Consider the following 26,871-nt stretch of genomic DNA (forward strand, 5'->3'; position numbering starts at 1 on the left):
TTGTGACTCGCATTTGATTAGGCTCCTACGGCCGCTTGCCATTATGAGAAATGGTGAGTGTTTCCACGGGTTTTTATATAAGATCATGCTGATAAAAGCAAAATAAAACTGTCCACTGGGAAGCGAACAGCCGATGACTATGCAAGGCAACATACACTTTGCTCACCATTTCGTAAATCAGGGGAATGATGAAGTTGCCTCCAATATTTACATACGACTATACTATTATACTTCGAGACACGAAATATTGCAAATGGGGTTGGGGGAAGAAGAGTGATTCCACTCCTTTAAGAGAAATGGAGTCACATTAAGGCAGAAAAAGGTGGAATAGATATAGGAAGTGCTAATCAAGGGCAGTTCAATGCACCCAAATGAGAGTTTAATTCTGTAAAATGGGACCCTGGAAATGCTCCTGAATTAAGAGTTTATATACTAAAGCGGTGGCATAGAGTAGTTCAAAGCTGCCTAATCGTCTGTCAACGAAGGAAAACGGGAGTCAAGAGTGTTAAGACAGAAATCGCCAATGGGTGCTTAAATGTATACACCGGCCCACGCCCCCTAAGAATTTTTCTGGTTCAAAATGCATATTGATGAATGAGCATACGGACGTCCTTTTAAGCAGATCTCCCAGCATATGTAAGCTATTGCCAGAAAAAAGAAGGATGACAGTGCGATCAGAGTGAAAAAGGGAGGAGAACCCTTTGAATCTTCCGGCTTCCAGTATTTAAACACTTTCCTATATTCGGAAATTTTGGTATAGTTAGCATAATCCTGAAAGCACTTACATTAACAAAAACAAGGGGGCAATGATACGTGCTGATTGTGAAACGAAGTCTTTGGGGAATTGTATTATTGACATTCATGGCAGTGCTGGGGGCTTGCGGCGGTGGAGGATCGGAGAGTACGGGCAGTGAGTCTGACAGCACTGAAAATGAAAGCAGCAGCGAGGAAGGTTTGAAAGATGTCTATACGGTAGCAAGCGACACTTCTTTTGTTCCGTTTGAGTTTAAAGAGGACGGAGAATATGTAGGCTTTGATATTGATCTGATCAATGCGATTGCAGATGAAGTAGGTTTTGACATTAAGCTCGAAACCACAAATTTTGATGGTATTATCCCTGGTTTGCAGACAGGGTCGTTTGATATGGCGATTGCGGGGATCACAATAACAGAGGATCGCAAGAAAACCGTTGATTTCAGTGATCCATACTATGATGCAGGTCTTCGGATCGGTGTCGCTGTGGATAACAATGACATCAATGGGATCGAAGATCTGGAAGGAAAAACGGTAGCCACCAGACTTGGTTCAACGAGTGCAGATTATATTAAAGAAAATATTGAAGGAGCGGAAGCCAGCCAGTTTGAACAGCTCGACCAGGCGTACATGGCGGTTGAAAACGGGAGCGCTGACGCAATTCTCTATGATGCCCCGAACGTAGCTTACTATATTCAGACAAAGGGAAAAGACAGCTTAAAGCTGGTCGGCGATCTGTATCAGGCTGAGCAATACGGTATTGCCTTTGCAAAGGGCCAGGATGAGCTGGTAACAAAGGTCAACGAGGCCTTGGCTGCGTTAAAAGAGAATGGAAAGTATGATGAAATCTATGAAAAATGGTTTGGGGAAAGACCTGAATCATAGTTTTTAAAGGGTGTAACCTGACTTTGTTACACCCTTTTCCTGCTTGGACGGCAGGCTGCTTTCCGTGCTAAAGCGGGAGACTTTTCTTTACATTTACATACGTTTTAGTAATAGAGGTGAAACAATGATTGGAAGATTTGATTGGGCGGGCGTCATCGACTTTCTGCCGGATCTCATGACAGGGTTGTATTACACGCTGCTTATTTCGGTCGTCGGATTATTCATCGGTTTTGCTCTGGGCGCCATCTTTGGAATTGGACGTGTAGCGAAAAATAAAATTTTCTATACCATCTCTTCCATATACGTGGAGGTCATTCGCGGGACTCCTGTTCTGGTTCAGGCTATTTGGATCTATTTTGCCCTGCCTTTAATTATCGGACAAAACCTGGAGTCCATTACGGCAGGTATTATTGTCATTGCCGTCAACTCCGGGGCTTATATTGCTGAAATTGTGCGGGGAGCGGTTCAGTCGGTCGACAAAGGGCAGATGGAGGCGGGACGTTCCCTGGGTCTCAGTCACCGGCAGACGATGCTCTATATTATTTGGCCGCAGGCCTTTAAGCGCATGATTCCGCCCCTGGGAAACCAATTTATTATCAGTATCAAGGATACGTCGTTACTGTCGGTCATCCTCGTTCCGGAATTGATTTTCCAAGGGCGATTAATTGCAGCCAACCATTTTAACGCCGTTGAAATTTATACGACCGTAGCGCTATTTTATTTAGTCATAACATTCAGCTTGTCGCTCATTTTACGTTTGCTTGAAAGAAGGTTGGAAATGTCATGATACAGGTGAACAATTTACATAAAAAATTTGGCGATCTGGAAGTTTTAAAAGGAATTACATGTACCATTCATCCACAGGAAGTCGTTTGTGTGATTGGACCGAGCGGCTCCGGAAAAAGCACCTTTCTTCGCTGCCTAAATTTATTGGAAGAAATGACGGACGGGGATATTGTGATTAATGGTCATCATCTCAATGACCCGAAAACTGATATTAACACCGTACGTACAGAAGTAGGAATGGTTTTTCAACAGTTTAATCTGTTTCCTCATAGAACCGTTCTGGAAAATATTACTCTGGCACCTTTAAAAGTTAAAAAAATTGGTAATGCGGAGGCCAAGAGATTGGCGTTGGAGCTGCTGGAAAAAGTAGGTCTTGCAGATAAAGCGGGCAGCTATCCGAGACAGTTGTCAGGAGGACAACAGCAGCGCGTGGCGATCGCCCGTGCACTGGCCATGCAGCCGAAAGTCATGCTGTTTGACGAGCCCACTTCTGCTCTTGACCCAGAGCTCGTCGGTGAAGTGCTGGAAGTCATGAAGCAGTTGGCTCTTGAAGGAATGACTATGGTTGTAGTCACCCATGAGATGGGATTTGCAAGAGAGGCAGCAGATCGAGTGCTGTTTATGGACGAAGGTGTGATCATGGAGGAAGATGTTCCTTCCCAAATTTTTACCAATCCTAAATCCGAGAGAACAAGGGAATTTTTAAATAAAGTTTTATAGAAAAGTAGAGAATAGAAAAAGCACTTCTTTTCTGTATTACAGCTTTAATGCACTCAATAAAAGGGAATAGTTAAGAAAGCTGTGTATGGAAAGGGGTTATTAATTCATGCACAAGGAGTTTTCGGAGACATCCCAGCGGCCGTTTTCCCTCCCTTCGCGCCCTTGGGTGATGACACAGGAATGGCATCATCTTCTGTTCTGCCATTGGCGTATTCCGCCAGAAATGTTAAGAGAATATGTTCCCAAGGAACTTGAAATAGATCTATTTGACGGGACATCGTGGATCGGGCTAACCCCATTTAAGGCTTCTAAAACAAGGATAAGGGGGCTTCCGGCACCTCCGGCCCTGCATTCCTTTTTGGAGTTGAATGTGCGGGTGTATGTGACATATAAAGGAGCGCCCGGTATCTACTTTCTAAGCCTGGACGCAAACAGCTGGCCGGTTGTACTGGGGGCTAAAACGGCAGCGCTGCTACCATATCAACATGCGTCCATGAAACTCTCAAAGGAAGAAGAAACGGTCCATTTTCAAAGTAAACGAACGCACCCCGGAGAGCCGGATGAACGCTTTTCAGTCAGTTACAAGCCCGAATCAGATACTTTTATTCCTATTCGGGGCACATTGGAATTTTTTCTATATGAACGTTACTGCTTCTTTATCAAAAAAGGGAAGAGGCTGTTTCGAGGGGATATCCATCATGATCGCTGGCGTGTGTGTAATGCTGAATGTATGATTCACCAAAATACAATGGTTTCCTTTCTCCCTCGAAGGTACTTTCAGGAAAAGCCGATGGTCCACTTATCCAAAGAGAAACAGGCTTTCGCCTGGACGATAAAAAAACTGAGATAGCCTGGGGCCTGATGCCTCCGGCTTTTTTTGCATAAAAAATGCCTCAATTAATCCGCATCTCTGAAAGGTACTTCCCCCTTAATAAGGAGGCTCCATGCCCGGGCTGGAGTGATCCAAAGGGATATGCAGGGCGGCCCCTCCGGCCCCGTCTGACCTTCTCCTCCCTGATGGATCGACTGTATTGTTTTGTGTGAAGTGGCCAACCACTTTTCTTAAAATGACAGGATTGTGAAAATCTACAATTTTTTGATTGTGCAGGAACAGGAAGAAGTGTTCGGATATCTTCCTCACATGCTATGATGGTAGTATCTGTAAGTACCGGAAATTGGAATATTTGGAGGCACCACTATGGACCATAAACGACCAATCACAGGAGAAGAAGTATTGCACCTTCATGAATGGGAGCTTTCCGATCCGTCGGATTTGGAAGAAGTGCTGAAGGAATTGGCTGATATCAAATATGCGCTGGACCAATCCTCCATCGTTGCGATTACAGATCAGCGAGGGAAGATTCAATATGTCAATGATTTGCTCTGTAAAATCTCAAAATACGAACGGCATGAATTAATCGGTCAGGATCACCGTATTCTTAACTCCCATTATCATCCAAAGGAATTTTTCAAGGAAATGTGGAGAACCATTGGAAATGGAAACGTATGGGAAGGGGAAATCCGGAACCGGGCGAAGGATGGATCTTATTATTGGGTTTATACAACCATTGTTCCATTTTTAAATGAACAGGGGCGCCCTTATCGTTATATAGCGATTCGTAATGATATTACGGCACGCAAGGAAATGGAAGAAGAAGTGAAAAGGAGTGAAGAAAGATACCGGCTGATTACTGAAAATTCTTCCGACCTGATCGCCACTGTAAATAGGGAAGGGGAATTTCTTTATATTTCTCCATCTCATCAAGCCCTGCTGGGCCGCGGGTTGAATGAGATCAAAAAAGGAACTATATATGATCTTATTCATGAAAGGGACCGGTCAAGCGTAAAGGAGGAAATCATTCGCCTGTCAGAAAAGAGAAAGGTTTCCTCCCAGCTTGAGCTCCGGCTGCAAACCAAGACAGGCTCCTGGATTCATGCGGAAGCAAAAATGAATTCAATCTTATCCAATACCGGAGAGGTACGAAAGGTACTCCTTGTCACAAGGGATATCACTGAGCGAAAGCGGTCCGAAGACAAAATCTATCACCTTGCTTTCCATGATACGCTCACTGATTTGCCTAATCGGCGATTGTTTATGAATGAGCTCCAACAAAAGTTATCAAGACCCAAAAAGTCTTTCAAAACAGCAGTTTTATTTGTGGATTTGGACCGCTTTAAGGATATTAATGATTCATGGGGACACGACACAGGTGACTATATTTTAATGGAGGCAGCCCATCGAATCCGGCGGTCTCTTCGTTCCTCTGATTTTGTCGCAAGAATCGGCGGGGATGAGTTTACTGTTCTTTTGGACAATATCCAAAATGAAGAAGATGTGAAATTTCTTGTGGAAAGAATTCACAAAGTGTTTGAGGAACCTCTCCATCTGTCAGGGAAAGAAATTTTCATTTCCTGCAGTATAGGTGCTGCAATTTATCCGGATCATGCGAAAACGGCAGACGAACTCTTAAAGCGGGCAGATACGGCGCTTTATGCAGTGAAAGAACGGGGAAGAAGTGGTTTTTCACTTTTTAATGCCGAAATGGAAGAAAAGTCGCTTGAGCGCATTTTAATGGAAATAGAACTTCGAAAAGCCATAGAGCTTGAACAGTTTTGCCTGGATTATCAACCGAAAACTGACTTTTCCAAAGGAACGCTGGTTGGCATGGAAGCACTGGTCCGGTGGTATCATCCGGAACTGGGTAAAATCCCGCCCAATAAGTTTATACCGATCGCGGAAGAAACCGGTCTGATTGTACAAATTGGGGAGTGGGTTCTTCAAGAAGCCTGCAGGCAAAATAAAAAGTGGCAAGACATGGGATACCCGCCTCTTACCGTTTCAGTCAATGTTTCGGTGCGTCAGCTGGAGCAGAAAGGTTTGCTTCAAAAAATTGAAGAAGTTCTTCATGATACCGGCTTACAGCCGCAGTGGCTTGAACTGGAAGTAACGGAGAGTGTATTTGCCGATCTGGACAATGCGTCCGCGCTATTGGAAGAAATCCGGAGCTTAGGTGTGAAAATTTCGGTTGATGACTTTGGGACAGGATATAGCTCCTTCAGCTATATTAAGCACCTGCCGGTGGATACACTGAAAATAGATTCATCATTTATCAGAGATATTCATCAAAATGCGGAAAGCCAGGCGATTGTTGATGCTATTTTAACGCTTGCCGGTACATTGGGAATCGATGTAATTGCAGAAGGGGTAGAAAGCAAGGAGCAGCTGGAAGTGTTAAACAGCGGAGGCTGCAGCCAGGGGCAAGGGTATCTTTTCAGTAAGCCTGTTTCCCATGAAACTTTTGAACATTATCTTGAAAACTCTCAAATGCTGTTTTCTAAATAAATACAAAAAAGGAAGGGGACCGGGATCCCTTTCCTTTTTTTACTATAAAGTCCATGTCTCTGACGTAAATCTTCAGGCCGTTAGACAGCCAATCCTTTCTCTTACCGGTCACTCAGGGTTCATCGCGACTTGCTTGGCAGTCTGCTCCTGCCCATTCTCGGTATTAACCATTTTTTAGGGGATCAGTCAAATGCCCCAGGCCTTTTTAAGATCAGCCCGCAAAAATGCAGGTATTTTCTTGAAAATCATACCTTCCATAGTCGATGTGCTGTTCTAAATAGAGGTCATGTCCCATATGTATTTTTGAGGGGAGTATACAGAGGGGATGATGGCATGAAAAGGAAAACGAAAATCATCTTTTATCTGATCGGGGCAGCACTCATTTTCTTAATCATCCAATATCAATTTATTCCGCGGGATTCTTTTGATACTTGGAACCTCCCGCTGGCGGGAAAAGTTATATATTTGGATCCGGGGCATGGCGGGCCTGATGGAGGAGCAGAGGGAGGAGAAGCAATTGAAAAAGAAATTGCCCTGGAAGTAGCCTTTAAGTTACGGGATTACCTTCAGGGCCAGGGGGCACTTGTTCAGCTGACAAGGGAAAAAGATACAGATCTGGCGGATCCGGAAATAGAAGGGCTGAGCAGAAGAAAAACAGCAGATCTGAAAAAAAGGCTTGCACTGATCAACGAATCGGAAGCCGACTTGTTTATCAGCATCCATTTAAACGCCATACCTTCTCCTCGCTGGCGGGGAGCTCAGACTTTCTATTCGCCCCACTTGACGGAAAATAAACGCGCCGCAAAATTAATTCAGGAAGAGCTTGTTGTCAGTCTGGAAAATACAGATCGGGAAGCCAAAATTATTCAGAACATCTATTTGATCAAAAACTCAAAAAAGCCTGGAGCACTCGTGGAAATCGGATTTTTATCCAATCCGGGAGAACGGGCCTCTCTCATGGATGAGAGCTATCAGGAAAAAGTAGCTGCAGCCCTTTATCGGGGGATCATGAGGTATTTTACAGAGGACGCCGTACCCGAATAATCAGCTGGACTCACACCCGAAAAAACGCACGGCAGACCGCAGGCTGTGCGGTTTTTATATGTTGATCCCGACGGTGACACGGTGACTAGTGGTACAAAAAGAGCGGTCCGGATCATCCACTTAAATCCACTCTTCAGAAGCTGCATCAAAGCCGATGAAGAAAGAAAGGATTCAGCTAAGGAGTATGTCTCAGTGCCGCATGCATGGTTTGGTGATTACAGTCTATCCTGCGCTTTTTCCGATAAAATGTTTCTAAAGCGTCTATACTTAGAAATAAAGTTGAGTATGGTATACTGAAACCAAGTGTAAATCGATAAAAAGGACGGTGCAAAAATTGGTTACTGAACAACAAGCGTTGGATATTCTAAACAAATTAAAGGATCCACTTTTACATAAGACATTAGAAGAAACAAATGGAATTGTGGAAGTTAAGGTTAAAGAAGAAAAAGAACACATCAGCGTTAAAATTGCTTTGGCAAAAACCGGAACTCCCGAGCAGATGCAGCTTCAAACCCAAATCGTACAATTAATGAAAGATGCGGGGGCGGCTACTGTCGGAATCCGGTTTACCGATCTGCCGGAAGAGGAGCTTGAGAAACATCGCAAGGCCGGTGATATGCCGGATGAAACAGCTGGAGGCCTTCTTGCGCCCGACAGCAAGACCACCTTTATTGCCATTGCCAGCGGTAAGGGTGGAGTTGGAAAATCAACGGTTTCCGTTAATTTGGCTGTGGCCCTGGCACGACTGGGCAAAAAAGTTGGATTGGTCGATGCGGATATTTACGGGTTCAGTGTACCGGATATGATGGGGATTGAAGACCGGCCAGTTGTCAGAGGAAAGAAAATTTTACCTGTCGACCGGTTTGGCGTCAAAGTCATTTCCATGGCCTTTTTTGTGGAAGACAATGCTCCGGTGATTTGGCGCGGGCCTATGCTCGGTAAAATGCTAAACAACTTTTTCATGGAAGTGGAATGGGGAGACTTGGACTACCTGATTCTGGACTTGCCTCCGGGAACCGGGGATGTCGCGCTCGATGTTCATACGATGCTGCCAAGCACCAAAGAAATCATTGTGACGACTCCGCATCCAACGGCTGCCTTTGTAGCCGCGCGTGCCGGTTCTATGGCTTTGCGTACGAACCACGAGATTTTGGGCGTCGTTGAGAACATGTCCTATTTCGAAAGCCGGTTGACTGGAGAAAAGGAATATGTGTTTGGAAGAGGCGGCGGAGAAAAACTGGCTGAAGAGCTTCGTACAGAACTGTTGGGACAGCTTCCCCTGCAGCAGCCTGACTGGAATGAAGAAGACTTTGCTCCATCTGTTTATGACCAGGAACATCCGGTGGGACAGGTATATCACAAGATTGCTGAAAAGATCGTACGAAAACTCGATCAATAATAAAGAGGCTGGCCTCCGGATATGTCCAAGTGCCAGCCGTTTTTTCTTTAAGACCCCTCGCCGCCTTCTTGCTTCTTGCCTTCACCGCCTCCTTGTTGCTCTTTCTTTTCAGACGCGGTTTTCTTGACGATCTCTTCAATTTTCGCCTTATACAAAGGGCTCTCCAGGGTATCGGTCACAACCTCGCGCATCTGTTCCCTGAATTCTTTGCTTTTCATCGACTCGGCTACATCTTTTTGGAAGGCGGGGTCTTTCCATATATCCATCAGCATCCCCTGATATTCCGGGTCTTTCATGAGACTTTTCATAAGCTCCTCATGCTGCTGTTTCATGCTTTTTGCCATGGACTCAGCAAATTTGGGATCCTCCAAAGATTTTTTCCAGAAGTCCTGTCCTTTGTCGGAAGTGAGGGTACTTTGAATCGTATCTTTTACTACGGCCTGATCCATGATCATTTGTTGTCTAAATTCCTCTTCGGACATAATATCTCGAACGGCTTTCTTGCCTTCATCCGTTTTTAAAAGATCCACCATCATGTTTTTCGTCTGTTCATAATCAGGCTGTCCGGCTTCGGAGTTACCTCCGCAAGCGGCAAGCAGCAGGGAGCAGACGAGGAGCAAAATAACTCCCTTTTTCATAAGAGAAACGCTCCTTTCATAAGATTGCACCCTACTTTTAATATGGGATTTTGTGAAGAATTTATGCACATTTCGGTGAGCAATGGCTTTTTTTTATAAGAGTTGATAAAATCGTGTAGACAATAATAATAATTGGAGGATTAGGCCAGTGACGATCCGTAATTGGCTGAAGTTTTTCTTTAGCACCCTTTTTCTTGGCGGAATCATTACAGGAATCTTAGGATTTTTTATCCGTTGGGACGAATTTCAGCCTTATTTTACAGAATTTCAGATTGGAGCCATTTTATCCACTTTTATTTGGCTCGTCGGTGTCGGTTTTATATTCAGTGTTGTCAGCCAAGTCGGCTTTTTCGCGTATTTATTTATCCATCAATTTGGACTCGGGCTATTCCGCTCGCTTTCACTTTGGAATGGGGTCCAGATTTTTCTGATTATCGTTGTGCTGTTTGACCTGGTTTATTTGCGCTTCCAAAATTTTGCAGGAGAAGGGGAAAGCCTGCTCCCATATGTCGGCCTGGCTTTGTTTATTTTGGCAGCCGGATGGGTGACTGCCCATTTCAAAGGAAAAACAACCTCCAGGACAACATTTGTCTCTGCGCTGTTTTTTATGGTTGTTATTACCATTTTGGAGTGGCTCCCGATCTTAAGGACAAACGAGGAAAACTGGATGCTTTTAAGTATTTTTCCATTAATCGCCTGCAATGCATATCAATTGCTTGTCTTGCCGAAATATAACCGATTATCGGAAGAAGACCGGACACGGAGGCTAGAAGCTAAAAAGAATCAATCGACCAACAAACCATCGAATCAACCAACACAAAAAGCGAACCGTCCGTAAAGGTTCGCTTTTGTGGTGGTGCGCCCAGCATGGGCGCAGTCTATAGGGGGCAAGTCCCGAGCCGTGAAGGCAGAAGTAACGGTTAGCCTTACGCAAGGGTGTCCGGCGACACGGAATCTGAAGGAAGCGGGCGGCAAACCTCCGGTCCGAGGAACACGAACTTCATACAAGGCTAGATATGACCGGGTGAGTTTGCCACACAAAACGAAGCCCTTTCTGCCGAAGGTCATATTAAGTAAATGAAGCGGACAGATGGAGGGAAAGACTGCGTTCTTACGTGGGGAGGTCTGGCCGGTACGCCAAGTACCCTTGGTAACCTGTCCAGTGATGGACAGCTGAACAGTCAGAAGTCAGCAGACGCCATAGTACCACCCGGCTTAAGACAAGTGGGAAGAGCTGAACAATTAAGAGAGAACAGAACCTTGGCTTCCAGTCATCTGTGTTAACCACAGATAACCGAAAGGCATGCTAGGAGGAGGAAATGGTGAATCCCATGGGGAACTCCAAGATGGTGGAGCAGAGACTGGCATCAATATCCAATTTGGTGGTGCGGCTACTTCGCCTTGGCGGACACGCCAAGCGTGTTCATGAACTTCGATTCGCGGATCAGAAGAAGGCTTCGTATGTATGTATGGATGAATTGGAAGAAACCGAAGACAAAGGTGAGAAAGCTCATTGGACTCGTGTTCCACCGGTGAAAGCATATGAATCGGGCTACTCACGTAAAAGTTACTGGAGGATATTCAAAAGCCCCACACTACACAGAGCCCTTGGAAATTTCTATTGGAGTTCCCAAGGGCTAAAAGTCTATTATCCCGTGATGAAACTTTGCGTCAGCCATCTTAATTGAACCGCCGTATACCGGCCGGTATGCACGGTGGTGTGAGAGGTCGGGGGTTAGTCACCCCCCTACTTCAAGAAATGCAGAGTGGTTATGGAATGAGTGTTGTTTTTACTTTTCCATTTGCAATTAAGTGGGATACAGTTACCATTTCCCCTTTATTTTGAATCAAAGCGAGTACTTCAGGCAATGCCTTGGCTGTTTGGGTTGCTGCATCGGAAGCATGCATGAGAATTATGTCACCCTTTTTCACCTTGCTGACGTTTTTGACAATTTTTTGGACACCGGGATTTTTCCAATCTTGCGAGTTCAGACTCCAATGAACCATAGTCAGCCCCATATCATCAGCGATTTCCAACGTTCGTTTATCAAAGTGTCCCGTCGGAGACCGAAGAAGTTCCACCTCCTGGACATCCAGTTTTTTTAACACCTCCAGCGAACGGTTGATGTCCCGCCGTATCTGATCATCCTCCAGCTCAGTATAATCTTCATAGGCATATCCAAGACTCCCGATTTCATATCCCATCTCCTGTATGTCTTTTACTGTTTCCGGATGTCTTTCCGCCCAAGCGCCGGAAAGAAAGAAAGTGGCAGACTGAACCTTTTGTTTTTTGAGTACTTGTAAAATGGGCTCGGCCTGAACATCTCCCCAGCCGATATTAAATGTCAAGGCAATTCCATTTTCCCCTTTATAGATGGCGCGGGGCTCCTCTTTGGCGGATAGGACGGGAAATTGAACAATGGATTGCGAAAAATAAAAGAGTGCAGTGAAAAATGAAATAATAACAATCAGGATGGCCTGCTTGACCTTCCGTCCACTTACAGTTAAGAAAAAATTCATTTGATCCTCCTCTTTCCTCCATCCTTGTACAATCTATGCTGAAACCGTTGGGCTGTATGCCTAAAAGTGAAGTATGAACCAAAGCATTTTGGGGATAGCTATAAATACTAAAAATCTCGGACGAGGTGTTATCATGCACGGAATGCTGATTTCCGAGCAGGAAAAAGAGGAAATTGTGTACCTGCTTAAACGTGAAATGGATGAAATTTTATTTGACTTAAGAAACGAGCATATTGAAAAAATGGTTAAAGAGGCAATGGAGGATAGATACAAAACACTTTTTTCGCTGTTCAAGCGGGTGGCGTCCCATAAAGAATGTATGAAATATATTTTTCCTGCGCGCGGAATAGAGGAAAGAAAGTAAAAAAATTCCTTGACACGAAGAAGGAACAGTTGATATATTATCTTCAGCCATTTTTATTACAGGGGTCTTGAATATTTCTATAAAATCATTATAATTAAAGTTGTCTTCTTTAATAAGCAAATATTCCGCAGTAGCTCAGTGGTAGAGCTATCGGCTGTTAACCGATCGGTCGTAGGTTCGAATCCTACCTGCGGAGCCATGCTTCCATAGCTCAGTTGGCAGAGTGCATCCATGGTAAGGATGAGGTCGCCGGTTCAAGCCCGGCTGGAAGCTTACTCTATAAACGTTGATATAAAGCGATTCTCGGAAAATTCGGGAGTCGCTTTTATCTTTCCAACGGACCCAAATGCCGACATTTTGACGGCGAAACGTGATAACTAAATGTTTTTTGATGATTTTTATTGCACTTTATTGTCTCGGAAAAGAGCATCGTCTAATTTTGCTGTGGCGAGTTCATCTGCCTGTTTTAAAGCATGTCCATAAACATTCATTGTCGTTTTTATATCAGAGTGACCCAATCGTTCAGAAATAATTTTTGCATGAACGCCCTCATTGATCAGCAGGGTGGCCGACGTGTGTCGCAGGGCATGAATGTTTATATATTTGAGGCCATGGCGCTTAATAAATCTTTCTCACCAATTTTTCATTGATTCCGGATGGTACGGCTTGCCGTTTTCGTCTGCAAGCAAAAAGTTGTACTTTCCACCTTCCCATAATTCCTCAGCAGCAAGTCGTTCCTTTTTGCGCTGCAACTGCAACTTTTTAATCGGCTTTATAAGAGACTCGGACAAAACTATGTCCCTTTGGCTCGAGGTCTTGTTTCCTTTCCTTATTTCGTGCACCTGGTACCCTTTACCCTTGGAATACGTCAAAGCCTGTCTAACGCGAACTATGCGCTTTTCAAGATCAATATGCTTAAATTCCAATCCAAACAGCTCAGAACGCCTCATGCCGGTTGTGATAGCTAACTTAATGATTATCTGCCAGTGGGGGACATCCGTTTCAGATTCCAAGCATTTTAAAAGGTGACTTGCTTCTTCTAATGAGTAGACTTCTACTTCTTTATATTCGACTCTGGGCTTGTCTACTCGCTTCACTGGATTTTCCTGTACGATTCCTAATTTGACCGCAATATTAAATATGTTGTTCAGGATCCTGTAATTCAAAAAGATAGTCGATGAAGATAATTTGCCAGGCTTGCCATCCAGTCGCATCCCGTCTTCCTCTAAATTGTGCAGAAAGTCCAATATGTGCTTAGGCTTCACTTGATCCATTCGCAAATACTGGAAGGCAGGGAGTATCCTAGCTTCCAAATAAACCTTATGGCCTTCCAGTGTGACGTGGGAAAGGTGCTTTTCCGCATATTTTGGCATCCACACATTATTAACAAACTCCACAAAGTTAATCTTTTCAGGGTCATAATAACCCTCGCCAGTGACTTCAGCTACAAACCGGGACAGCTTTGTTTCTGCTTCTCTGGAGCCCCTGGCTATTTCTTTCTGTAATTCGATTGCGTTTCGTCTTTCCTGTTACCGGGATCCACATAGCTGCCGAGATCCATTTCCAGCTGCCATTTGTTGTTTCCTCTGAACCTTTTTGCCGAAGGTAGTGATTCTGTCCTTGGTAGCGGTAGCTTATTCAATTGATACGATCATGGGAGACGCACACTCATAAGGGATGCGGTCATCTTTTTTAAATAGCCAATGAGCTTTTAAGTATTTTGGAAACAGTCTGCAAGACCGGTTTGCCAATTCCTGACGTACTGAAAAAAACAGTTGAAAAGTTAAACGATAAGGGCGACGCATAAGCTGCGCTCATTTTTATTTTAAAGAGGGAGGAATTACAATGACAAAAATATTTTTTGATCCAGGTCATGGCGGTAAAGATCCAGTAGCAGTTGAGAATGGATTACGTGAAAAGGACTTAACTCTTGATAACTCTAAACTCATCGAGTTGATTTTGATGAATGGATACCAATGTGTAACAGTTAAGCTTAGCCGTACAGGGGACCAAACGCTCTACCTTAAACAGCGTACTGATATGGCAAACTCTTGGCGAGCTAATTACTTCTTATCCCTTCACATAAACGCTGGTGGAGGGCTAGGATTCGAATCATTCAGCTACAACGGCAGTTATAACGGAAAAGCGGAAACAAACAGGAATCAAAACATTATACACGACGAGATCATTAAAGCGACAGGTTTAAAAGATCGAGGTAAGAAAGAAGCAAATTACCATATGGTCCGCGAGTCATGTATGCAGGCGTGTCTGACCGAATCAGGTTTTATCGACAATGCTGCTGATGCAAGATTGTTAAAGCAATCAGCGTTCTTAGACAAAGTGGACAGGGGCCATCAAAATGGATTGGCAAAAGCGCTTGGTCTGAAAAAAGGTTACTCCTAACCGGCTACAAAGCCATCAAAGCCAGCTCCATCAAAAAAGCTACATCGAGTACAACTTGGAGCATTTTCGGATCAGAAGAATGCCGAGAAGTTGGCCAATGAATTAAAGATAAAAGGATATGACGTGTATATTACAAAACAGGCCCGGCGCTCCCTGTCTTAGTTTTTTGGTATACATAATATCGGCGTTCTTACTCATGATTGCTGGACAATTCTCTGTAAAAATATTCCCTCATGAATTTTGTAAAGTGACGATAAAGTTATTTTAATCTCTGGGCTTCTTTATTAGCTGATCTGTATTTTTGGTAAAAAATCATTTGTTACTGCCAGATTAAAGCTTCAAGAAAGAATCCGTAAATAGGGTATCAACCGTTTTTCCAAAATGGTAGCGGCTATTCAATACATAGGGGACACGTTTCGGATGACTTCAACCCTTTCTTAAAGTTGAGTTCCTGATACACTTCAGGAAACATATTTTCTATAATAAAACAAATATATTTTTTATGGCAATATATTCAAAAATGAAAGAAAATTTCAAATTTGAATAATATTTTATAAATAATACCCCTAAATAAGGGGTGAACAGTTGGCAAGAATTTTGCATATTTAAATAATTGAAAATATGGAAGGAGGATTTTTTATGCCGATTAATGATCCTAAAACTTTTAGGGACAAGACCGAGGATTGGGCTCCATTTTTTGCAAAAAGAAGACAGGCTGAATTGTCAAAGTTGTTAACTGAGGAAGTTATCGAGGAACACCGCCTCAATCCAAGAGGGAGTGCAGATGCTCCACATTCAAATGAGCTACATGAAATTTTAAACTACATGCGGATGTCACCTATAGAAGGAAGAAGCTTTGTATATGTAATGGAACCATACAAAAAATATGCAATTGGTGAAATGACATCACGTGGAGAACTTGCCAAGATCTCGGATCATCCGATTTACTCAACAGAAGAAGAAGCTGTACATGCAGTTTTCCTATTGCGACTAAAGCAATTAGGGATAATTTCAAATGAAAAAGTGGAGGTGTAAGATATGTCACGTATTTTTATAACTGGGTATTGTGACCGACCAAATGTCGCTCCCGGAGAGTCTTTAGATTTTTTTGTCAATACTGAAATCGAAGGAGAATATCGTGCAGAATTAGTACGTTTATTCCATGGTGATTTAAATCCTGATGGGCCTGGCTACCAGGAAGTTGTAATTGATTCTAATATAAATGGTACATACAGGGGTATTAAACAGGAAACCCAGATTGGTGGTTATATTGAATGCAGCGACAACAATGGTTTATTAAATGGTAAAGATGGTCTTACTTTACAATGTTTTATTTGGCCCACAACACCGGAAAAACGGCAAGGTATTATTAGTAGGTGGTCAGATAATAGTGGAAAGGGCTGGGCGCTCTTAATTGAGGACGGACATTTGGTCTTTGTAGTAGGAGATGGAAAAAATGAAAGTCGGGTGAAATGTCCTCAACCTTTATTTCCTGAAGTTTGGTATTCTGTAGTTGTTCGACTTGATGTGGCTAATCAGTTAGTGTCTATATCTCAAGTGGCGAAAGTTAATAGCGTAAATAGCCGTGTTGGTAGAGTGGCAGCAATTGAATCGGATGGTCAAGTAACAGAAAAGTTTACAACCATTCCCGCTGATGCAGGAGTACCAGTTATCATAGCAGGGTTATCTAGAGATTCTAATTCAAATAAAGTTGTAGCTAACTATAACGGAAAGATTGATGCACCAAAATTGTATAGTCGTCCTCTAAATGATAAAGAGGTGGAACAGCTACAGGACGGATCAACGGTTGGTGGGGCAGTAGCTGCTTGGGATTTTGCAGAGGGTATAACTGAAAATGGTATTCCAACAGATTTAGTATATGATGTAACAGGGTCAAATCTTCATGGACGTTGTATAAATCAACCTGACCGTGGAATGACAGGTTGGAACTGGAAAGGTCGTGAAGAGCATTTTATCCATGCACCTGAAGAGTACGGAGCCATTTGGTTTCATGAAGATTCACTGGATGATTGCAGGTGGCAAAAGTCATTCTCACTGCAAATACCTTTGGATATTAAAAGTGGAGCATACGCAGTGAAAGTTGAAAAAGATGGACATTTTGATCATATTCCTTTTTTTATAACTCCGCCGCAGGATACAGCAACGGCAAAGGTAGCAGTGCTGATACCGACTTTAAGTTATATGGCTTATGCTAACACACAGGTTATGCAAAATGCTGCTGTTGGGCAAGCCATAATGGGAATTATAACTACTCTTGATGACAGAGATTTAGAATTAAATGAACGAAACATGTATGGTCTTTCTACCTACGATTATCACGTGGATGGTAGAGGAGTACAATATAGTACATGGCGCAGACCAATATTAAACATGCGCCCAACATATAGACATGAATTTGGATCAGTCTGGCAATTTCCTGCAGATCTTCACCTTATAGATTGGTTCAAAGCTATAAATATTGATTGTGATGTTATTACTGATCATGATCTAATAAGAGACGGCGCAGAGTTGTTAAGCAAATATAAGGTAGTTGTAACGGGATCACATCCGGAGTATTATACCGGCGGAATGTTAGATGCTTGGGAAGAATATATCAATACTGGTGGGCGTGCATTATATCTAGCTGGTAATGGATTCTATTGGATAACGACCGTTCATCCTGAAAAACCATGGCTCATTGAGGTGCGTAAGGGAGAAAGTGGAGATCAGGCTTGGCGTGCTAGACCAGGTGAACTATATCATAGCACTACTGGTGAGCGTGGTGGGCTATGGAGACACCGTGCTAGAGCTCCACAAAAGATCTGGGGCACAGGGTATGGGTCACACGGTCTTGATGTCTCAGTAGGATATTATCCTATGCCGGATGCATCTGATCATCGATTAGAGTGGATATTTGATGGGGTCAATAAAGAAGAAATCATTGGAGATTTTGGTCTAGTGAACGGCGGGGCAAGTGGGTTAGAAATGGACAGGATTGATTATGCCCTTGGTACACCACCGAATACGATGCTATTAGCTTGTTCAAGCGGACACTCAGCAAATGCAATGCTTGTCCCAGAAGATCAGTATTTTGCCTATCCCGGGTTGAATGGTAAAGAGAATCCTCTGGTTAGGGCAGATATGACATATTTTACATCCTACAACGGTGGTGCAGTATTTAGCGCTTCTTCAATGGCATGGTGTGGTAGTCTTTCTCATAACAATTATAATAATAGCGTTTCTAAAATTACAGAAAATATTATACGAAGATTTTGCTCAGACCAAGTTCTTGAAGAAGTTCTTTAACTTAAAACGAGACTTATTAAGTATAAACACATTATGCAATTAGAGGCTGGGACAAAACCCAGTAAATAAAAAGAGTGGCATCCACCAACATAAGTTGCTGTAGATGCCACTCTTTATGTGTTTTAGCGAGTAAAAAAGGATACCTTCTGATAGAATTAAAGTCACCACAACCATAATTAATCGGAGGTATCCTTATGTTTAAAGATTATAACATGAATCAGGTTGTTTTGCCGCTGGATTTGGAAATAAAACTACAGGAAAATGATATTGCCTATGCCGTCAACGATGTGGTGGAAAGCATTCCAGATGAAGCATTCACTGTTTTTGTGCGGGAAACCGGCTGCCCTGCCTATCACCCGCGGATGATGATGAAGATTATCCTGTGCGCCTACACTCAGTCTGTTTTCTCGGGAAGAAAGATCGAAGGGCTGCTTGGGGACAGTGTGCGTATGATGTGGTTGGCCCAAGGGTATGAACCAAGCTACCGCACCATTAATCGTTTTCGCGTCCATCCCGAGGTCAAAGAGCTGCTGCGCCAGTGCTTTGTCCAATTCCGATGCCAGCTTGTACAGGAAAAGCTGATCGATGAAGAGGCGATTTTTATCGATGGCACCAAAATCGAAGCCAACGCCAATAAGTTTACGTTTGTCTGACGCAAGTCTGTTGAAAGATACAGTGCCAGCCTGGTGGAAAAATCCAATCAAATGTATGAGGAATTGCTGGAGCACGAGGATCATTCCGGAAATTGAACGGGAAAGATCGGAGGAACTGTCCATCAAGGAATTGGCCGAAGTAGTCGAAAAGCTCGATGAGACGGTGGAAGACTAAAAAAATAGAGGATATGAGCGAACGGAAGCGCTTGCGCTCCACACGCAAAACCCCCTAAACAATACCGCAAGCAATTTAAGGACTTTTTGGAGCGAAAGCAGAGATACAAACAATACATACCGAAAAGAGAAGAAAAAGAAATTTAAGGACAACCCCTTCCATTCCGCCAACTGGGAATACGAGAGGGGAAAGCGACTCTTTCACCTGTCCGAATGGCCAGAAGGTGACGTTCCGGTACCTATCCAATCGGACCGACCGGCGTGGTTTCACCCGGACGTTTAAAGTCTAGAGTGTGAGGACTGTTCAGATTGCCCGCTTCGTTCCCAGTGTACCAAAGCCAAAGAAGGACATAACCGGCAAATCAGGTACAATGTAAAATGGGAACAGCAAAAAGAATATATCAGACAGCAGCTTTCAGAAGGGAAAACTGGGGAGATCTACGGGAAACGCAAAATCGACGTGGAGCCAGTCTTCGGATTCCTGAAGGCTAATTTGCGTTTCACCCGTTTCTACGTAAGAGGGAAAAAGAAGGTGAACAATGAATTGGGATTTGCGCTTATGGCGGTAAACTTGAGAAAGTTCACCGCTATGAGCACCTAAGGCGATCTGAAAGAGCAAAAGCCAACAAAAAAAGTTCCGGCCATCAAAAACCGATGATCGGAACCTTTTTTCTTTATGTGTGGCTAGTTATGTCCCAGCCTCGCTCTGAGGCTGAAAGCCTCTGTTCACTGGCCAGATTTGAAAGGGCAGAAAAATTATTGGAATAATGTTGCTATCTTTCTAGATTGCGACAATGTTTATTGGATACTAAAAAGCTTTTTAATAATCGGATCATGCGGCTTTCGTTGTTGTCCCCATCTTTTAATGACATAAGCATCATGGTGAGTTCAAGTTTATCTTCAAGGAGGATTGCATTAAATTTTGCAACATCCATTTTCATAATTAGAACCTCCAAAACCATGTCCAAATTATGCCGGCCAATTTTTTGTTTTACATTAAGTTAAATTTGTGTATAATAACTTCAGGATATGATTAAATAAACCGTCCGACACTCATTTGATCTACGTTAACTCATACATTGAGCCCATCATGGGAAGGGTTCAAGCCCGGCTGGAAGCTTAGAGACAGGCAGAGGGCTCCCGTCGATGCGGGAGCCCTGATTAATATAAATTTTTACCAGCCATAACCAACATATGCAGATCCAACGATGATTAAGAGGATAAACAACACAACAATCAGCGCAAATCCTGCACCATAACCCGCACTCATATATAAGGCACCTCCCTGATTTGGTAGGATTGATTAACATTTTATGAAGGAGCCAGCCTTAAGTGCAGATCAGACAAAATTTGATAGGAAAATGTGCGAATACCCAGTTGGAAAGTGCTTGAAACTTAGGGAATTACCCGTCAATCTGAAAAACCTCGAAATTTATCAAAATATGTGTTGACAAGTTGGTTGGCATTCACTATACTCTTTATTGTGCTTAAAAAAATGGCCCCTTGGTCAAGCGGTTAAGACACCGCCCTTTCACGGCGGTAACACGGGTTCGAATCCCGTAGGGGTCACCATTCTTACTTTTTAATGATGAAGCATCACAAAGCTCCGCTCACCTTAAAATTGGGAGGAGCGAGCAGAACAAGGAAGCGATGGAGAGAGGGAAGGAGCGTACATTAGTACGTGACTGACCGAGCGAATGAAGCTGACGCAGTTATGCGAAGCTCATCACAATTTTATAAAGGATGGTATGCTAAGGGCGCCTTATTACGTCCTGCGCAACGCATGCACTGGTACATCCTGTATGTCGGAGGATTAGCTCAGCTGGGAGAGCACCTGCCTTACAAGCAGGGGGTCGGCGGTTCGAACCCGTCATCCTCCACCATTTATATAAATATGGTATGCCGGCCTAGCTCAATTGGTAGAGCAACTGACTTGTAATCAGTAGGTTGGGGGTTCAAGTCCTCTGGCCGGCACCATTTTTTATTTTGCCAATTTTGAGGTGGGGTAGCGAAGTGGCTAAACGCGGCGGACTGTAAATCCGCTCCCTCCGGGTTCGGCGGTTCGAATCCGTCCCCCACCACCATTTTTTTACATAAATAGGAATGTTCATGAGAATTACGGGTAATATACTTAATGTGTTTTTAGATTGATGGGCTATAGCCAAGCGGTAAGGCAACGGACTTTGACTCCGTGATTCGCTGGTTCGAATCCAGCTAGCCCAGCCAAGAGCCATTAGCTCAGTTGGTAGAGCATCTGACTTTTAATCAGAGGGTCGCAGGTTCGAATCCTGCATGGCTCATTTTTTTATTTTATATATTGACGGGGCCTTAGCTCAGCTGGGAGAGCGCCTGCTTTGCACGCAGGAGGTCAGCGGTTCGATCCCGCTAGGCTCCATTCATTGAAAACCTTGCTTTTTTGCAAGGTTTTTTTATTGGCGCGCGCCCGGCAAGCCGTTAATTGCTGGTTGGTGGAAGTCCAACCTGAGTAAGTGCCAAGACGCTCAGTAGCTGACAGGCAACTAGTGGAGAAATCCTAAGGTTCAAGCCCTGAGATAAAGTAACTCCCTCAAAAGAGAAGGAATGGCCGCAAGGCAGCATCAACGTGACCGAAGAACCAGCATTAAAAGAGAAAGAATGGTCGCCAAGGGAAGTTCAACGAGCACGAACAAGCTGCGCCTTCTGCATATATATTCACTTTTATGTCCAGTTGAGTCATAGGCCGCTCTAAAGATAGAATAAATGCAGAGAAGAGAGAAAGAAGGAGCGAGCTTATGAGGAAGAAACTGTCGATTGTTGGCGTCCCCATGGATCTGGGGCAGTTACGAAGAGGCGTGGATATGGGACCGAGTGCCATGAGGTACGCAGATGCCGTCAAACGGTTGGAGCGCCTTGGTTATGAGGTAGAAGATTTGGGTGATATTACAATTCAAATTATAAAAGATGATAAAAATATGCAGCCCTCCCTAAGAAACTTTAAATCTATTATAAAAGCTGCTTCCCGCTTGGCAGATTGTGTGGATTCCATTATACAAAAAGACAGATTTCCCCTGGTACTTGGGGGTGACCACAGCATTGCCATTGGAACACTGGCCGGTACAGCCAAGCATTATAAGAAACTCGGTGTCATTTGGTTTGATGCCCATGGTGATTTAAACACTGATGAGACTTCTCCATCAGGAAATATTCACGGGATGCCGCTTGCGGCCAGTCTCGGTTTTGGACATCCTGACCTGACTGGGATTGGGGGATTCCAACCGAAGGTAAAGCCTGAACATGTGGTTATTATTGGGGCCCGCGACTTGGATCGCGGCGAAAAAGATTTAATTAAGGAGCATTCCATTAAAGTGTATACAATGCATGAGATTGACCGCCTGGGAATGACAAAAGTCATGGAGGAAACCATTGCTTACCTGAAAGAGAAGACCGATGGAGTTCACTTATCCCTTGATCTCGACGGCCTGGATCCGGATGATGCACCGGGAGTCGGGACGCCGGTGATAGGAGGCATCAGTTACCGTGAAAGCCACTTGGCGATGGAAATGCTGGCGGAATCTGAAATTGTCACATCTGCAGAGTTTGTGGAAGTGAATCCCATTCTTGATGAGAAAAATAAAACAGCAGAAATCGCTGTTGCTTTAATGGGATCTTTGCTTGGTGAGAAATTGCTTTAAATAAGGATTTAAATAGTTGAATTAACACTAAAAGCAGCGGTTTGCCTATGAACCGCTGCTTTTGTGGTTTAGGAGCCGTGCAGCTGACTCCTCGAATTGGGGCGGGCTTCATGATTTTCTATTATCCAACACAGTCAGTATATTAAAGGAACCAAACCTATTTTGCTTAGTTTTTATTGTCAATAAATTGATATTGATTGAGTAATTGATCCAGTTGATCGCTGAGTTTGACAACTCTTTCATCCGCAAAAGATCTTGCAAGCCCCAGTTCAACCATTTCTTTTCTTTGCTTTTCTATTTGTGCCAAAAGCTTTTCTTGTTCGCTAGTCATGATTAATCCCTCGCAAATACTGTTAATTGTTATTTGTTTATCCATTTTTTGAAAAATTAAACCACTTCGATTTTCATCAATTTCTTTGATATGATAAAAACGTGAAACCTTTTAGATAAATGTACGTATATAAGAGAACCGCGCTGGCGGGAGGGTTAAATGAGAATGGATGAGCTGGTGAAACAAAGAATTAGGCAAGTGTTAAAAGGGGATCAAGAGGCATTTGGGGAAATTGTAGAATTGTATAAAGATAAAATTTTTTCCCTGTGCTACAGAATGCTCGGCAACCGCCATGAAGCGGAGGATATTGCACAGGAAGCATTTGTCCGAGCTTACGTCAATATTGAAAGCTTCCATCTGAACCGTAAATTTTCCACTTGGCTGTATAGAATTGCCACCAATCTTTGCATCGACCGGATCAGAAAGAAGAAACCGGATTATTTTCTTGATGCGGAAATTGCAGGGACTGAAGGGTTAACCTTGTATTCACAGCTGGCAGCGTCGGAAAAAACTCCTGATGCCGAGGTGGAAACGCTGGAACTTCAGGAAACGGTACAAAAAGAAATATTGGGATTGCCTGATAAATACAGGTCAGTCATTATTCTTAGATATATGGATGACCTCTCTCTCAATGAGATCGCGGAAGTGCTTGAAATGCCTTTGGGAACGGTAAAAACCAGAATTCACCGCGGGAGGGAGGCGCTTCGTAAAAGATTGCACAAGTTGTAAGAAAGGTGAGAAGGAAATTGAAGACTTGTTCTGAAGAGATCGTTCTTTATATGCATGATTATTTGGACGGGGATCTGGCGCAAGAGCAAGAAAAGGAATTAAAGGGACACTTGCAAAAGTGCGAGGCTTGTCAGGCTTATTTTCAAGAGCTGAAAAGAACAGAAGTCTTAGTGAAAAGTGTCTCAAGATTAGAAGCTCCTGCTCACTTTACGAACCAGGTGATGGCGCGTCTTCCAAAAGAAAAGAAAACGGTTGGTTTTAAGCGCTGGTTCAGACATCATCCTATGCTTGTAGCTGTATCACTATTTTTGCTGTTGATGTCGGGTGCCTTGGTCAGCGGCTGGAAGAGTGACCAGCAATTTGCTTTTACGAAAAAACCTAACCTTGTTGTCGAAGAGAACACCGTCATTGTCCCGAAAGATGAAGTTGTCGAAGGTGACCTTATGGTTAAAAACGGGAACTTGAGAATTGAAGGGGAAGTGCACGGAGATGTTACGATCATCAATGGTGAACAATTCATGGCATCTGCAGGGAATGTGACAGGTGAAATAGAGGAAATAGATGCAATGTTTGAATGGATTTGGTATAAAATGAAAGAAGGCGGAAAAAAAGTAAGCCAATTATTTAAATCTTGAACCGGACTGCGCTTGCAGTCTTTTTTTACAAGCAGAGATCAAAGGTTTTAGAAAGACAGGAGTTCCTGCCAAACCGCAGGACGTGCGCTTGAGCCGGGCCCATCTATTAAGGAACAGCCTGTATTGAGATTTGTCCCAAGGAGATAGTATTCATGCACTATTGGTTATTGAGAAGTTTTTCCCAAAAGCTCCTGGAGCTGACCGCAGATGTTTATCATATGAAATGAATGTCAGCTGCTTGCTGTAGCTGAACATCTGCCAAAAAAATCATCCTTGATCCTAAGGATTGCACACCCTTAAAAGCGATAATGGGAATTTCCTGGCTTCGGCCGTTGACTGTGTATGTTGCACTGCCCTCCATGAGTGTTTTTATGTTATAATATGCTGGTTATGATGGCAGTTTTGATGTAATACGATATGTTAGCGCTAAATTATAGATGGAGGAACGAGTATGCCGTTTGCCGACCTTTCATTCATGGACTACGTGTCCCGCATCGTAGATATTTTTGTGGTTTGGTACGTGATCTATAAACTGCTCATGATTATTCGCGGCACAAAAGCAGTGCAGTTGTTAAAGGGTATTTTTGTAATTATCATCGCCCGATTTGTGAGCGAATACTTAAATTTACAGACGATGAGCTGGATTCTGGAAAACGCTATTACATGGGGATTCCTTGCCATTATTATTATATTTCAGCCTGAACTTAGGCGCGCGCTCGAACAATTGGGAAGGGGAAGTATTTTTACTCGAGGCGGCGTTCATGAAGAAGAAGAATTAAAGCAGAGAGTGACGGCCATTACAGAGGCTGTCAGCTATATGGCCAAGAGAAGAATTGGGGCCTTAATTTCCGTAGAACGTGAAACCGGAATGGGTGATTACATAGAGACTGGCATACCGCTTCAATCCAAATTGACTTCACAGCTTCTAATTAATATTTTTATTCCCAATACTCCACTGCATGACGGGGCGGTTGTCATTCAGAAAAGTCAAATTGCCGCTGCCGGCTGCTATCTTCCGCTTTCCGAAAGCCCGTTTATATCAAAGGAGCTGGGAACAAGACATCGGGCCGCCGTCGGGATCAGTGAAGTGACGGATGCTCTGACTATTGTTGTTTCGGAAGAAACAGGAAGTGTCTCGGTCACACAGCACGGTGAACTGTTCAGGGACTTGTCGCCTGAAGAATTCCAGGAAGTCCTGGAAAAAGAGTTGGATGCAAACAAAGCTTCCTCGGTACTTTGGAAAAGAAAGGGGAAGAAGCAAAATGGATAAATTCATGGATAATCCCTGGTTTGTCAGAATTGTATCGATGGCACTGGCCCTTCTCTTGTTTCTGTCCGTACAGGATATGGGGAACAGCAATCAAGGTTCAACGCCAAACGATATGGAGAATAATGAAGTGGAGACCATGACAAATGTCCCGGTGGAAAAATATTATGATACTGAAAATCTGATTGTAACCGGCGTCCCTGATACAATCGAGGTGACCATTGAGGGGCAAAGAAGGTTTGTGGAAGCCGCAAAGCGCCAGCGGGATTTTACGGTATATGTGGACCTGTCGGATTTAAGCATCGGAAACCATCGTGTTCCTATATTATATAAAGATTTTTCTGAAAAGTTGAAAGTGAAGGTAGATCCGGCCTATGTGGAAGTTTCTATTCAGGAAAAAGTGACAGAGGAATTTACGGTAGAAGCTGAATTTAACAATAATATTTTGGCTGAAGGATTTGAAGCGGAGCAACCGGTTGTAGAACCCAATAAGGTCCAAATTACCGGAGGCAAAGAAACGCTTGAAAAAATCTCCTACGTTAAAGCATCCATTGATGCCAAGGGGCTGATCACTCAAACAATAAAAAGAGATACAAAAGTGACTGTCCTTGACCGAGATTTGAACAAGCTAGATGTCTTTGTGGAACCTGAGTACGTATCGGTGACTGTTCCGGTAAATAATCCGAGAAAAACGGTGCCTATCAAATTGAAGCAAGTCGGGTCACCTCCGGATGATCTGGTCATTAAGCGGATGGAAACCGATATTGAAGAAGTAATGATCTTTGGCTGGACAGATGTTTTGCAGTCTATTGATGAAGTCGAAGTCGAAGTAGATATCAGTGAAGTAACGGAAAGCACTGAGTTGGATGTTCCGATAAAAAACCCGGAAGGCATTAACAATATTACTCCGGGAACAGTAAAAGTAAAAATAGTCACAGACAAAGCGAAGGATACTGATGAGACAAATGTCAGCGGCGTGCCCATTGAGAGCAGGGGGCTGGCGGAAGGGCTGGATGTCGAGTTTTTATCTCCTGCAGACGGGGCGGTATCGATCAAGCTTGAGGGCAGGAAAGAGAAGCTGGAGGAATCTCTTGATGCTTTTGAAGTCTACATGAATATGGAGGGACTTCAGGCTGGAGAGCATGAAGTAGATCTGGCAGTAAAAGGACCTGATGATGTGAAATGGGAAATATCAGTAGACAAGGCCAAAGTCCGGCTAACAGATAAATCAGCTTAAATAGCATATGGAA

At 43.5% G+C, this 26,871-nt stretch carries 25 protein-coding genes, 9 tRNA genes and 3 pseudogenes; 31 read left to right on the forward strand and 6 right to left on the reverse strand.

The genetic code is table 11. From position 1 onward, the window contains the following. Positions 1-861: 861 nt before the first annotated feature. The 7 genes from ACFSCZ_RS19340 to ACFSCZ_RS19370 all read left to right on the forward strand — a co-directional run bounded on the left by ACFSCZ_RS19340 (position 862) and on the right by ACFSCZ_RS19370 (position 8,930). Positions 862-1,638 (forward strand): glutamine ABC transporter substrate-binding protein, encoded by a 777-nt coding sequence (locus ACFSCZ_RS19340; protein ID WP_417774584.1) that lies wholly within the window; start codon positions 862-864, stop codon positions 1,636-1,638. Positions 1,639-1,762: 124 nt separating this feature from the next. Beyond that, on the forward strand, positions 1,763-2,425 hold the full coding sequence (locus tag ACFSCZ_RS19345) for an amino acid ABC transporter permease (RefSeq protein ID WP_380776658.1): 663 nt from the start codon (positions 1,763-1,765) through the stop codon (positions 2,423-2,425). Beyond that, positions 2,422-3,144: an amino acid ABC transporter ATP-binding protein gene (locus ACFSCZ_RS19350; protein WP_380776660.1), complete on the forward strand. Its 723-nt coding sequence runs from the start codon at positions 2,422-2,424 to the stop codon at positions 3,142-3,144. The genes ACFSCZ_RS19345 and ACFSCZ_RS19350 overlap by 4 nt, the downstream gene beginning before the upstream one ends. Positions 3,145-3,250: 106 nt before the next feature. Then, positions 3,251-3,994 carry a YqjF family protein gene (locus tag ACFSCZ_RS19355; RefSeq protein WP_380776662.1) on the forward strand — a complete coding sequence of 248 codons (744 nt, stop codon included), beginning with the start codon at positions 3,251-3,253 and terminating at the stop codon, positions 3,992-3,994. A gap of 348 nt (positions 3,995-4,342) precedes the next feature. Beyond that, positions 4,343-6,487: a bifunctional diguanylate cyclase/phosphodiesterase gene (locus ACFSCZ_RS19360; RefSeq protein ID WP_380776663.1), complete on the forward strand. Its 2,145-nt coding sequence runs from the start codon at positions 4,343-4,345 to the stop codon at positions 6,485-6,487. Positions 6,488-6,820: 333 nt separating this feature from the next. Next, positions 6,821-7,531 (forward strand): N-acetylmuramoyl-L-alanine amidase CwlD, encoded by a 711-nt coding sequence (gene cwlD, locus ACFSCZ_RS19365; RefSeq protein WP_380776665.1) that lies wholly within the window; start codon positions 6,821-6,823, stop codon positions 7,529-7,531. Positions 7,532-7,865: 334 nt separating this feature from the next. Next, the gene (locus tag ACFSCZ_RS19370) at positions 7,866-8,930 is read left to right on the forward strand and encodes an Mrp/NBP35 family ATP-binding protein (protein ID WP_380776667.1); all 1,065 of its coding nucleotides are present in this window, start codon (positions 7,866-7,868) and stop codon (positions 8,928-8,930) included. A gap of 47 nt (positions 8,931-8,977) precedes the next feature. Here ACFSCZ_RS19370 and gerD read toward each other — a convergent pair whose 3' ends face one another. Next, the gene (gerD, locus tag ACFSCZ_RS19375; RefSeq protein WP_380776669.1) at positions 8,978-9,568 is read right to left on the reverse strand and encodes a spore germination lipoprotein GerD; all 591 of its coding nucleotides are present in this window, start codon (positions 9,566-9,568) and stop codon (positions 8,978-8,980) included. Between the two features lie 148 nt (positions 9,569-9,716). On the opposite strand from gerD, the gene ACFSCZ_RS19380 reads away from it, so the two are divergent. From ACFSCZ_RS19380 to ACFSCZ_RS20190, 3 genes are all read left to right on the forward strand, one after another. Then, positions 9,717-10,406, forward strand: a complete 690-nt coding sequence (locus ACFSCZ_RS19380; RefSeq protein ID WP_380776671.1) for a KinB-signaling pathway activation protein — start codon at positions 9,717-9,719, stop codon at positions 10,404-10,406. A 239-nt stretch (positions 10,407-10,645) separates the two neighbouring features. Beyond that, positions 10,646-10,852 (forward strand): hypothetical protein, encoded by a 207-nt coding sequence (locus ACFSCZ_RS19385; protein WP_380771685.1) that lies wholly within the window; start codon positions 10,646-10,648, stop codon positions 10,850-10,852. Between the two features lie 35 nt (positions 10,853-10,887). Further along, positions 10,888-11,256, forward strand: a complete 369-nt coding sequence (locus ACFSCZ_RS20190; RefSeq protein ID WP_465270192.1) for a hypothetical protein — start codon at positions 10,888-10,890, stop codon at positions 11,254-11,256. 82 nt (positions 11,257-11,338) lie between these two features. On the opposite strand, the gene ACFSCZ_RS19395 is transcribed toward ACFSCZ_RS20190, so the two are convergent. Beyond that, on the reverse strand, positions 11,339-12,088 hold the full coding sequence (locus ACFSCZ_RS19395; protein WP_380776675.1) for a polysaccharide deacetylase family protein: 750 nt from the start codon (positions 12,086-12,088) through the stop codon (positions 11,339-11,341). Between the two features lie 133 nt (positions 12,089-12,221). Here ACFSCZ_RS19395 and ACFSCZ_RS19400 point away from each other — a divergent pair, with 133 nt between their 5' ends. The 3 genes from ACFSCZ_RS19400 to ACFSCZ_RS19410 all read left to right on the forward strand — a co-directional run bounded on the left by ACFSCZ_RS19400 (position 12,222) and on the right by ACFSCZ_RS19410 (position 12,725). Beyond that, the gene (locus tag ACFSCZ_RS19400) at positions 12,222-12,452 is read left to right on the forward strand and encodes a hypothetical protein (protein ID WP_380776677.1); all 231 of its coding nucleotides are present in this window, start codon (positions 12,222-12,224) and stop codon (positions 12,450-12,452) included. A 124-nt stretch (positions 12,453-12,576) separates the two neighbouring features. Beyond that, positions 12,577-12,651 (forward strand) — tRNA-Asn (locus tag ACFSCZ_RS19405). Position 12,652: 1 nt separating this feature from the next. Next, a tRNA-Thr gene (locus ACFSCZ_RS19410) sits at positions 12,653-12,725 on the forward strand. A gap of 125 nt (positions 12,726-12,850) precedes the next feature. On the opposite strand, the pseudogene ACFSCZ_RS19415 reads toward ACFSCZ_RS19410, so the two are convergent. Beyond that, a pseudogene (locus ACFSCZ_RS19415) lies at positions 12,851-13,849 on the reverse strand (site-specific integrase). Positions 13,850-14,172: 323 nt separating this feature from the next. On the opposite strand from ACFSCZ_RS19415, the gene ACFSCZ_RS19420 reads away from it, so the two are divergent. The 6 genes and pseudogenes from ACFSCZ_RS19420 to ACFSCZ_RS19445 all read left to right on the forward strand — a co-directional run. Next, entirely contained in the window at positions 14,173-14,259 is an 87-nt protein-coding gene (locus ACFSCZ_RS19420) for a phage holin family protein (RefSeq protein ID WP_380776843.1), read from the forward strand. Positions 14,260-14,297: 38 nt separating this feature from the next. After that, positions 14,298-14,855 carry an N-acetylmuramoyl-L-alanine amidase family protein gene (locus ACFSCZ_RS19425; protein WP_380776678.1) on the forward strand — a complete coding sequence of 186 codons (558 nt, stop codon included), beginning with the start codon at positions 14,298-14,300 and terminating at the stop codon, positions 14,853-14,855. Positions 14,856-14,900: 45 nt separating this feature from the next. Then, positions 14,901-15,017, forward strand: a pseudogene (locus ACFSCZ_RS19430) (SPOR domain-containing protein); the annotation flags it as partial. 477 nt (positions 15,018-15,494) lie between these two features. Then, positions 15,495-15,890, forward strand: a complete 396-nt coding sequence (locus ACFSCZ_RS19435; protein WP_380776680.1) for a N,N-dimethylformamidase alpha subunit family protein — start codon at positions 15,495-15,497, stop codon at positions 15,888-15,890. A 3-nt stretch (positions 15,891-15,893) separates the two neighbouring features. Continuing rightward, positions 15,894-18,161 carry a N,N-dimethylformamidase beta subunit family domain-containing protein gene (locus ACFSCZ_RS19440; protein WP_380776682.1) on the forward strand — a complete coding sequence of 756 codons (2,268 nt, stop codon included), beginning with the start codon at positions 15,894-15,896 and terminating at the stop codon, positions 18,159-18,161. A gap of 194 nt (positions 18,162-18,355) precedes the next feature. After that, positions 18,356-19,577, forward strand: a pseudogene (locus ACFSCZ_RS19445) (transposase); the annotation flags it as partial. 184 nt (positions 19,578-19,761) lie between these two features. Here ACFSCZ_RS19445 and ACFSCZ_RS19450 read toward each other — a convergent pair. Continuing rightward, entirely contained in the window at positions 19,762-19,929 is a 168-nt protein-coding gene (locus tag ACFSCZ_RS19450; protein WP_380776684.1) for a hypothetical protein, read from the reverse strand. A 233-nt stretch (positions 19,930-20,162) separates the two neighbouring features. Then, positions 20,163-20,258, reverse strand: coding sequence for a YjcZ family sporulation protein (locus tag ACFSCZ_RS19455; protein WP_380776686.1), 96 nt, complete (start codon positions 20,256-20,258; stop codon positions 20,163-20,165). Positions 20,259-20,485: 227 nt separating this feature from the next. On the opposite strand from ACFSCZ_RS19455, the gene ACFSCZ_RS19460 reads away from it, so the two are divergent. The 8 genes from ACFSCZ_RS19460 (at position 20,486) to rocF (ending at position 22,659) form a co-directional block, all read left to right on the forward strand. Then, positions 20,486-20,560, forward strand: a tRNA-Glu gene (locus ACFSCZ_RS19460). Between the two features lie 235 nt (positions 20,561-20,795). Beyond that, positions 20,796-20,871, forward strand: a tRNA-Val gene (locus ACFSCZ_RS19465). A gap of 18 nt (positions 20,872-20,889) precedes the next feature. Beyond that, positions 20,890-20,965 (forward strand) — tRNA-Thr (locus ACFSCZ_RS19470). A 22-nt stretch (positions 20,966-20,987) separates the two neighbouring features. Continuing rightward, positions 20,988-21,072: transfer RNA gene (locus tag ACFSCZ_RS19475), tRNA-Tyr, on the forward strand. 67 nt (positions 21,073-21,139) lie between these two features. Next, positions 21,140-21,214 (forward strand) — tRNA-Gln (locus ACFSCZ_RS19480). 1 nt (position 21,215) lies between these two features. Beyond that, positions 21,216-21,288, forward strand: a tRNA-Lys gene (locus tag ACFSCZ_RS19485). A 22-nt stretch (positions 21,289-21,310) separates the two neighbouring features. Next, positions 21,311-21,383 (forward strand) — tRNA-Ala (locus tag ACFSCZ_RS19490). A gap of 376 nt (positions 21,384-21,759) precedes the next feature. Next, positions 21,760-22,659, forward strand: a complete 900-nt coding sequence (gene rocF, locus ACFSCZ_RS19495; protein ID WP_380776688.1) for an arginase — start codon at positions 21,760-21,762, stop codon at positions 22,657-22,659. Positions 22,660-22,825: 166 nt separating this feature from the next. On the opposite strand, the gene ACFSCZ_RS19500 is transcribed toward rocF, so the two are convergent. Continuing rightward, positions 22,826-22,990 (reverse strand): Spo0E family sporulation regulatory protein-aspartic acid phosphatase, encoded by a 165-nt coding sequence (locus tag ACFSCZ_RS19500; RefSeq protein WP_380776690.1) that lies wholly within the window; start codon positions 22,988-22,990, stop codon positions 22,826-22,828. 165 nt (positions 22,991-23,155) lie between these two features. Here ACFSCZ_RS19500 and sigW point away from each other — a divergent pair, with 165 nt between their 5' ends. The 4 genes from sigW (at position 23,156) to ACFSCZ_RS19520 (ending at position 26,858) form a co-directional block, all read left to right on the forward strand. Further along, complete coding sequence (gene sigW, locus ACFSCZ_RS19505) at positions 23,156-23,719, forward strand: RNA polymerase sigma factor SigW (RefSeq protein ID WP_380776845.1); 564 nt, start codon at positions 23,156-23,158, stop codon at positions 23,717-23,719. Positions 23,720-23,736: 17 nt separating this feature from the next. Next, positions 23,737-24,354, forward strand: a complete 618-nt coding sequence (locus ACFSCZ_RS19510; RefSeq protein WP_380776692.1) for an anti-sigma factor family protein — start codon at positions 23,737-23,739, stop codon at positions 24,352-24,354. A gap of 451 nt (positions 24,355-24,805) precedes the next feature. After that, the gene (cdaA, locus tag ACFSCZ_RS19515) at positions 24,806-25,624 is read left to right on the forward strand and encodes a diadenylate cyclase CdaA (RefSeq protein WP_380776694.1); all 819 of its coding nucleotides are present in this window, start codon (positions 24,806-24,808) and stop codon (positions 25,622-25,624) included. Then, complete coding sequence (locus ACFSCZ_RS19520; protein WP_380776696.1) at positions 25,617-26,858, forward strand: CdaR family protein; 1,242 nt, start codon at positions 25,617-25,619, stop codon at positions 26,856-26,858. The genes cdaA and ACFSCZ_RS19520 overlap by 8 nt, the downstream gene beginning before the upstream one ends. The last annotated feature ends 13 nt before the right edge of the window (positions 26,859-26,871 follow it).

This window comes from Siminovitchia sediminis, assembly GCF_042680885.1.
Taxonomy (GTDB): Bacteria; Bacillota; Bacilli; order Bacillales; family Bacillaceae_C; genus Siminovitchia; species Siminovitchia sediminis.

Excerpts from the sequence above, each read along its gene's own strand:
- gerD (WP_380776669.1), bottom strand. The coding sequence starts at position 9,568 with ATGAAAAAGGGAGTTATTTTGCTCCTCGTCTGCTCCCTGCTGCTTGCC.
- ACFSCZ_RS19500 (WP_380776690.1), bottom strand. The coding sequence starts at position 22,990 with ATGACTAGCGAACAAGAAAAGCTTTTGGCACAAATAGAAAAGCAAAGA.
- ACFSCZ_RS19355 (WP_380776662.1), top strand. The coding sequence starts at position 3,251 with ATGCACAAGGAGTTTTCGGAGACATCCCAGCGGCCGTTTTCCCTCCCT.
- ACFSCZ_RS19345 (WP_380776658.1), top strand. The coding sequence starts at position 1,763 with ATGATTGGAAGATTTGATTGGGCGGGCGTCATCGACTTTCTGCCGGAT.
- ACFSCZ_RS19400 (WP_380776677.1), top strand. The coding sequence starts at position 12,222 with ATGCACGGAATGCTGATTTCCGAGCAGGAAAAAGAGGAAATTGTGTAC.
- ACFSCZ_RS19440 (WP_380776682.1), top strand. The coding sequence starts at position 15,894 with ATGTCACGTATTTTTATAACTGGGTATTGTGACCGACCAAATGTCGCT.
- ACFSCZ_RS20190 (WP_465270192.1), top strand. The coding sequence starts at position 10,888 with ATGGTGAATCCCATGGGGAACTCCAAGATGGTGGAGCAGAGACTGGCA.
- ACFSCZ_RS19455 (WP_380776686.1), bottom strand. The coding sequence starts at position 20,258 with ATGAGTGCGGGTTATGGTGCAGGATTTGCGCTGATTGTTGTGTTGTTT.
- sigW (WP_380776845.1), top strand. The coding sequence starts at position 23,156 with ATGGATGAGCTGGTGAAACAAAGAATTAGGCAAGTGTTAAAAGGGGAT.
- ACFSCZ_RS19435 (WP_380776680.1), top strand. The coding sequence starts at position 15,495 with ATGCCGATTAATGATCCTAAAACTTTTAGGGACAAGACCGAGGATTGG.
- ACFSCZ_RS19360 (WP_380776663.1), top strand. The coding sequence starts at position 4,343 with ATGGACCATAAACGACCAATCACAGGAGAAGAAGTATTGCACCTTCAT.
- ACFSCZ_RS19340 (WP_417774584.1), top strand. The coding sequence starts at position 862 with ATGGCAGTGCTGGGGGCTTGCGGCGGTGGAGGATCGGAGAGTACGGGC.
- ACFSCZ_RS19520 (WP_380776696.1), top strand. The coding sequence starts at position 25,617 with ATGGATAAATTCATGGATAATCCCTGGTTTGTCAGAATTGTATCGATG.
- ACFSCZ_RS19385 (WP_380771685.1), top strand. The coding sequence starts at position 10,646 with ATGAAGCGGACAGATGGAGGGAAAGACTGCGTTCTTACGTGGGGAGGT.
- ACFSCZ_RS19425 (WP_380776678.1), top strand. The coding sequence starts at position 14,298 with ATGACAAAAATATTTTTTGATCCAGGTCATGGCGGTAAAGATCCAGTA.
- ACFSCZ_RS19350 (WP_380776660.1), top strand. The coding sequence starts at position 2,422 with ATGATACAGGTGAACAATTTACATAAAAAATTTGGCGATCTGGAAGTT.
- cwlD (WP_380776665.1), top strand. The coding sequence starts at position 6,821 with ATGAAAAGGAAAACGAAAATCATCTTTTATCTGATCGGGGCAGCACTC.
- ACFSCZ_RS19450 (WP_380776684.1), bottom strand. The coding sequence starts at position 19,929 with ATGAAAATGGATGTTGCAAAATTTAATGCAATCCTCCTTGAAGATAAA.
- ACFSCZ_RS19395 (WP_380776675.1), bottom strand. The coding sequence starts at position 12,088 with ATGAATTTTTTCTTAACTGTAAGTGGACGGAAGGTCAAGCAGGCCATC.
- cdaA (WP_380776694.1), top strand. The coding sequence starts at position 24,806 with ATGCCGTTTGCCGACCTTTCATTCATGGACTACGTGTCCCGCATCGTA.
- rocF (WP_380776688.1), top strand. The coding sequence starts at position 21,760 with ATGAGGAAGAAACTGTCGATTGTTGGCGTCCCCATGGATCTGGGGCAG.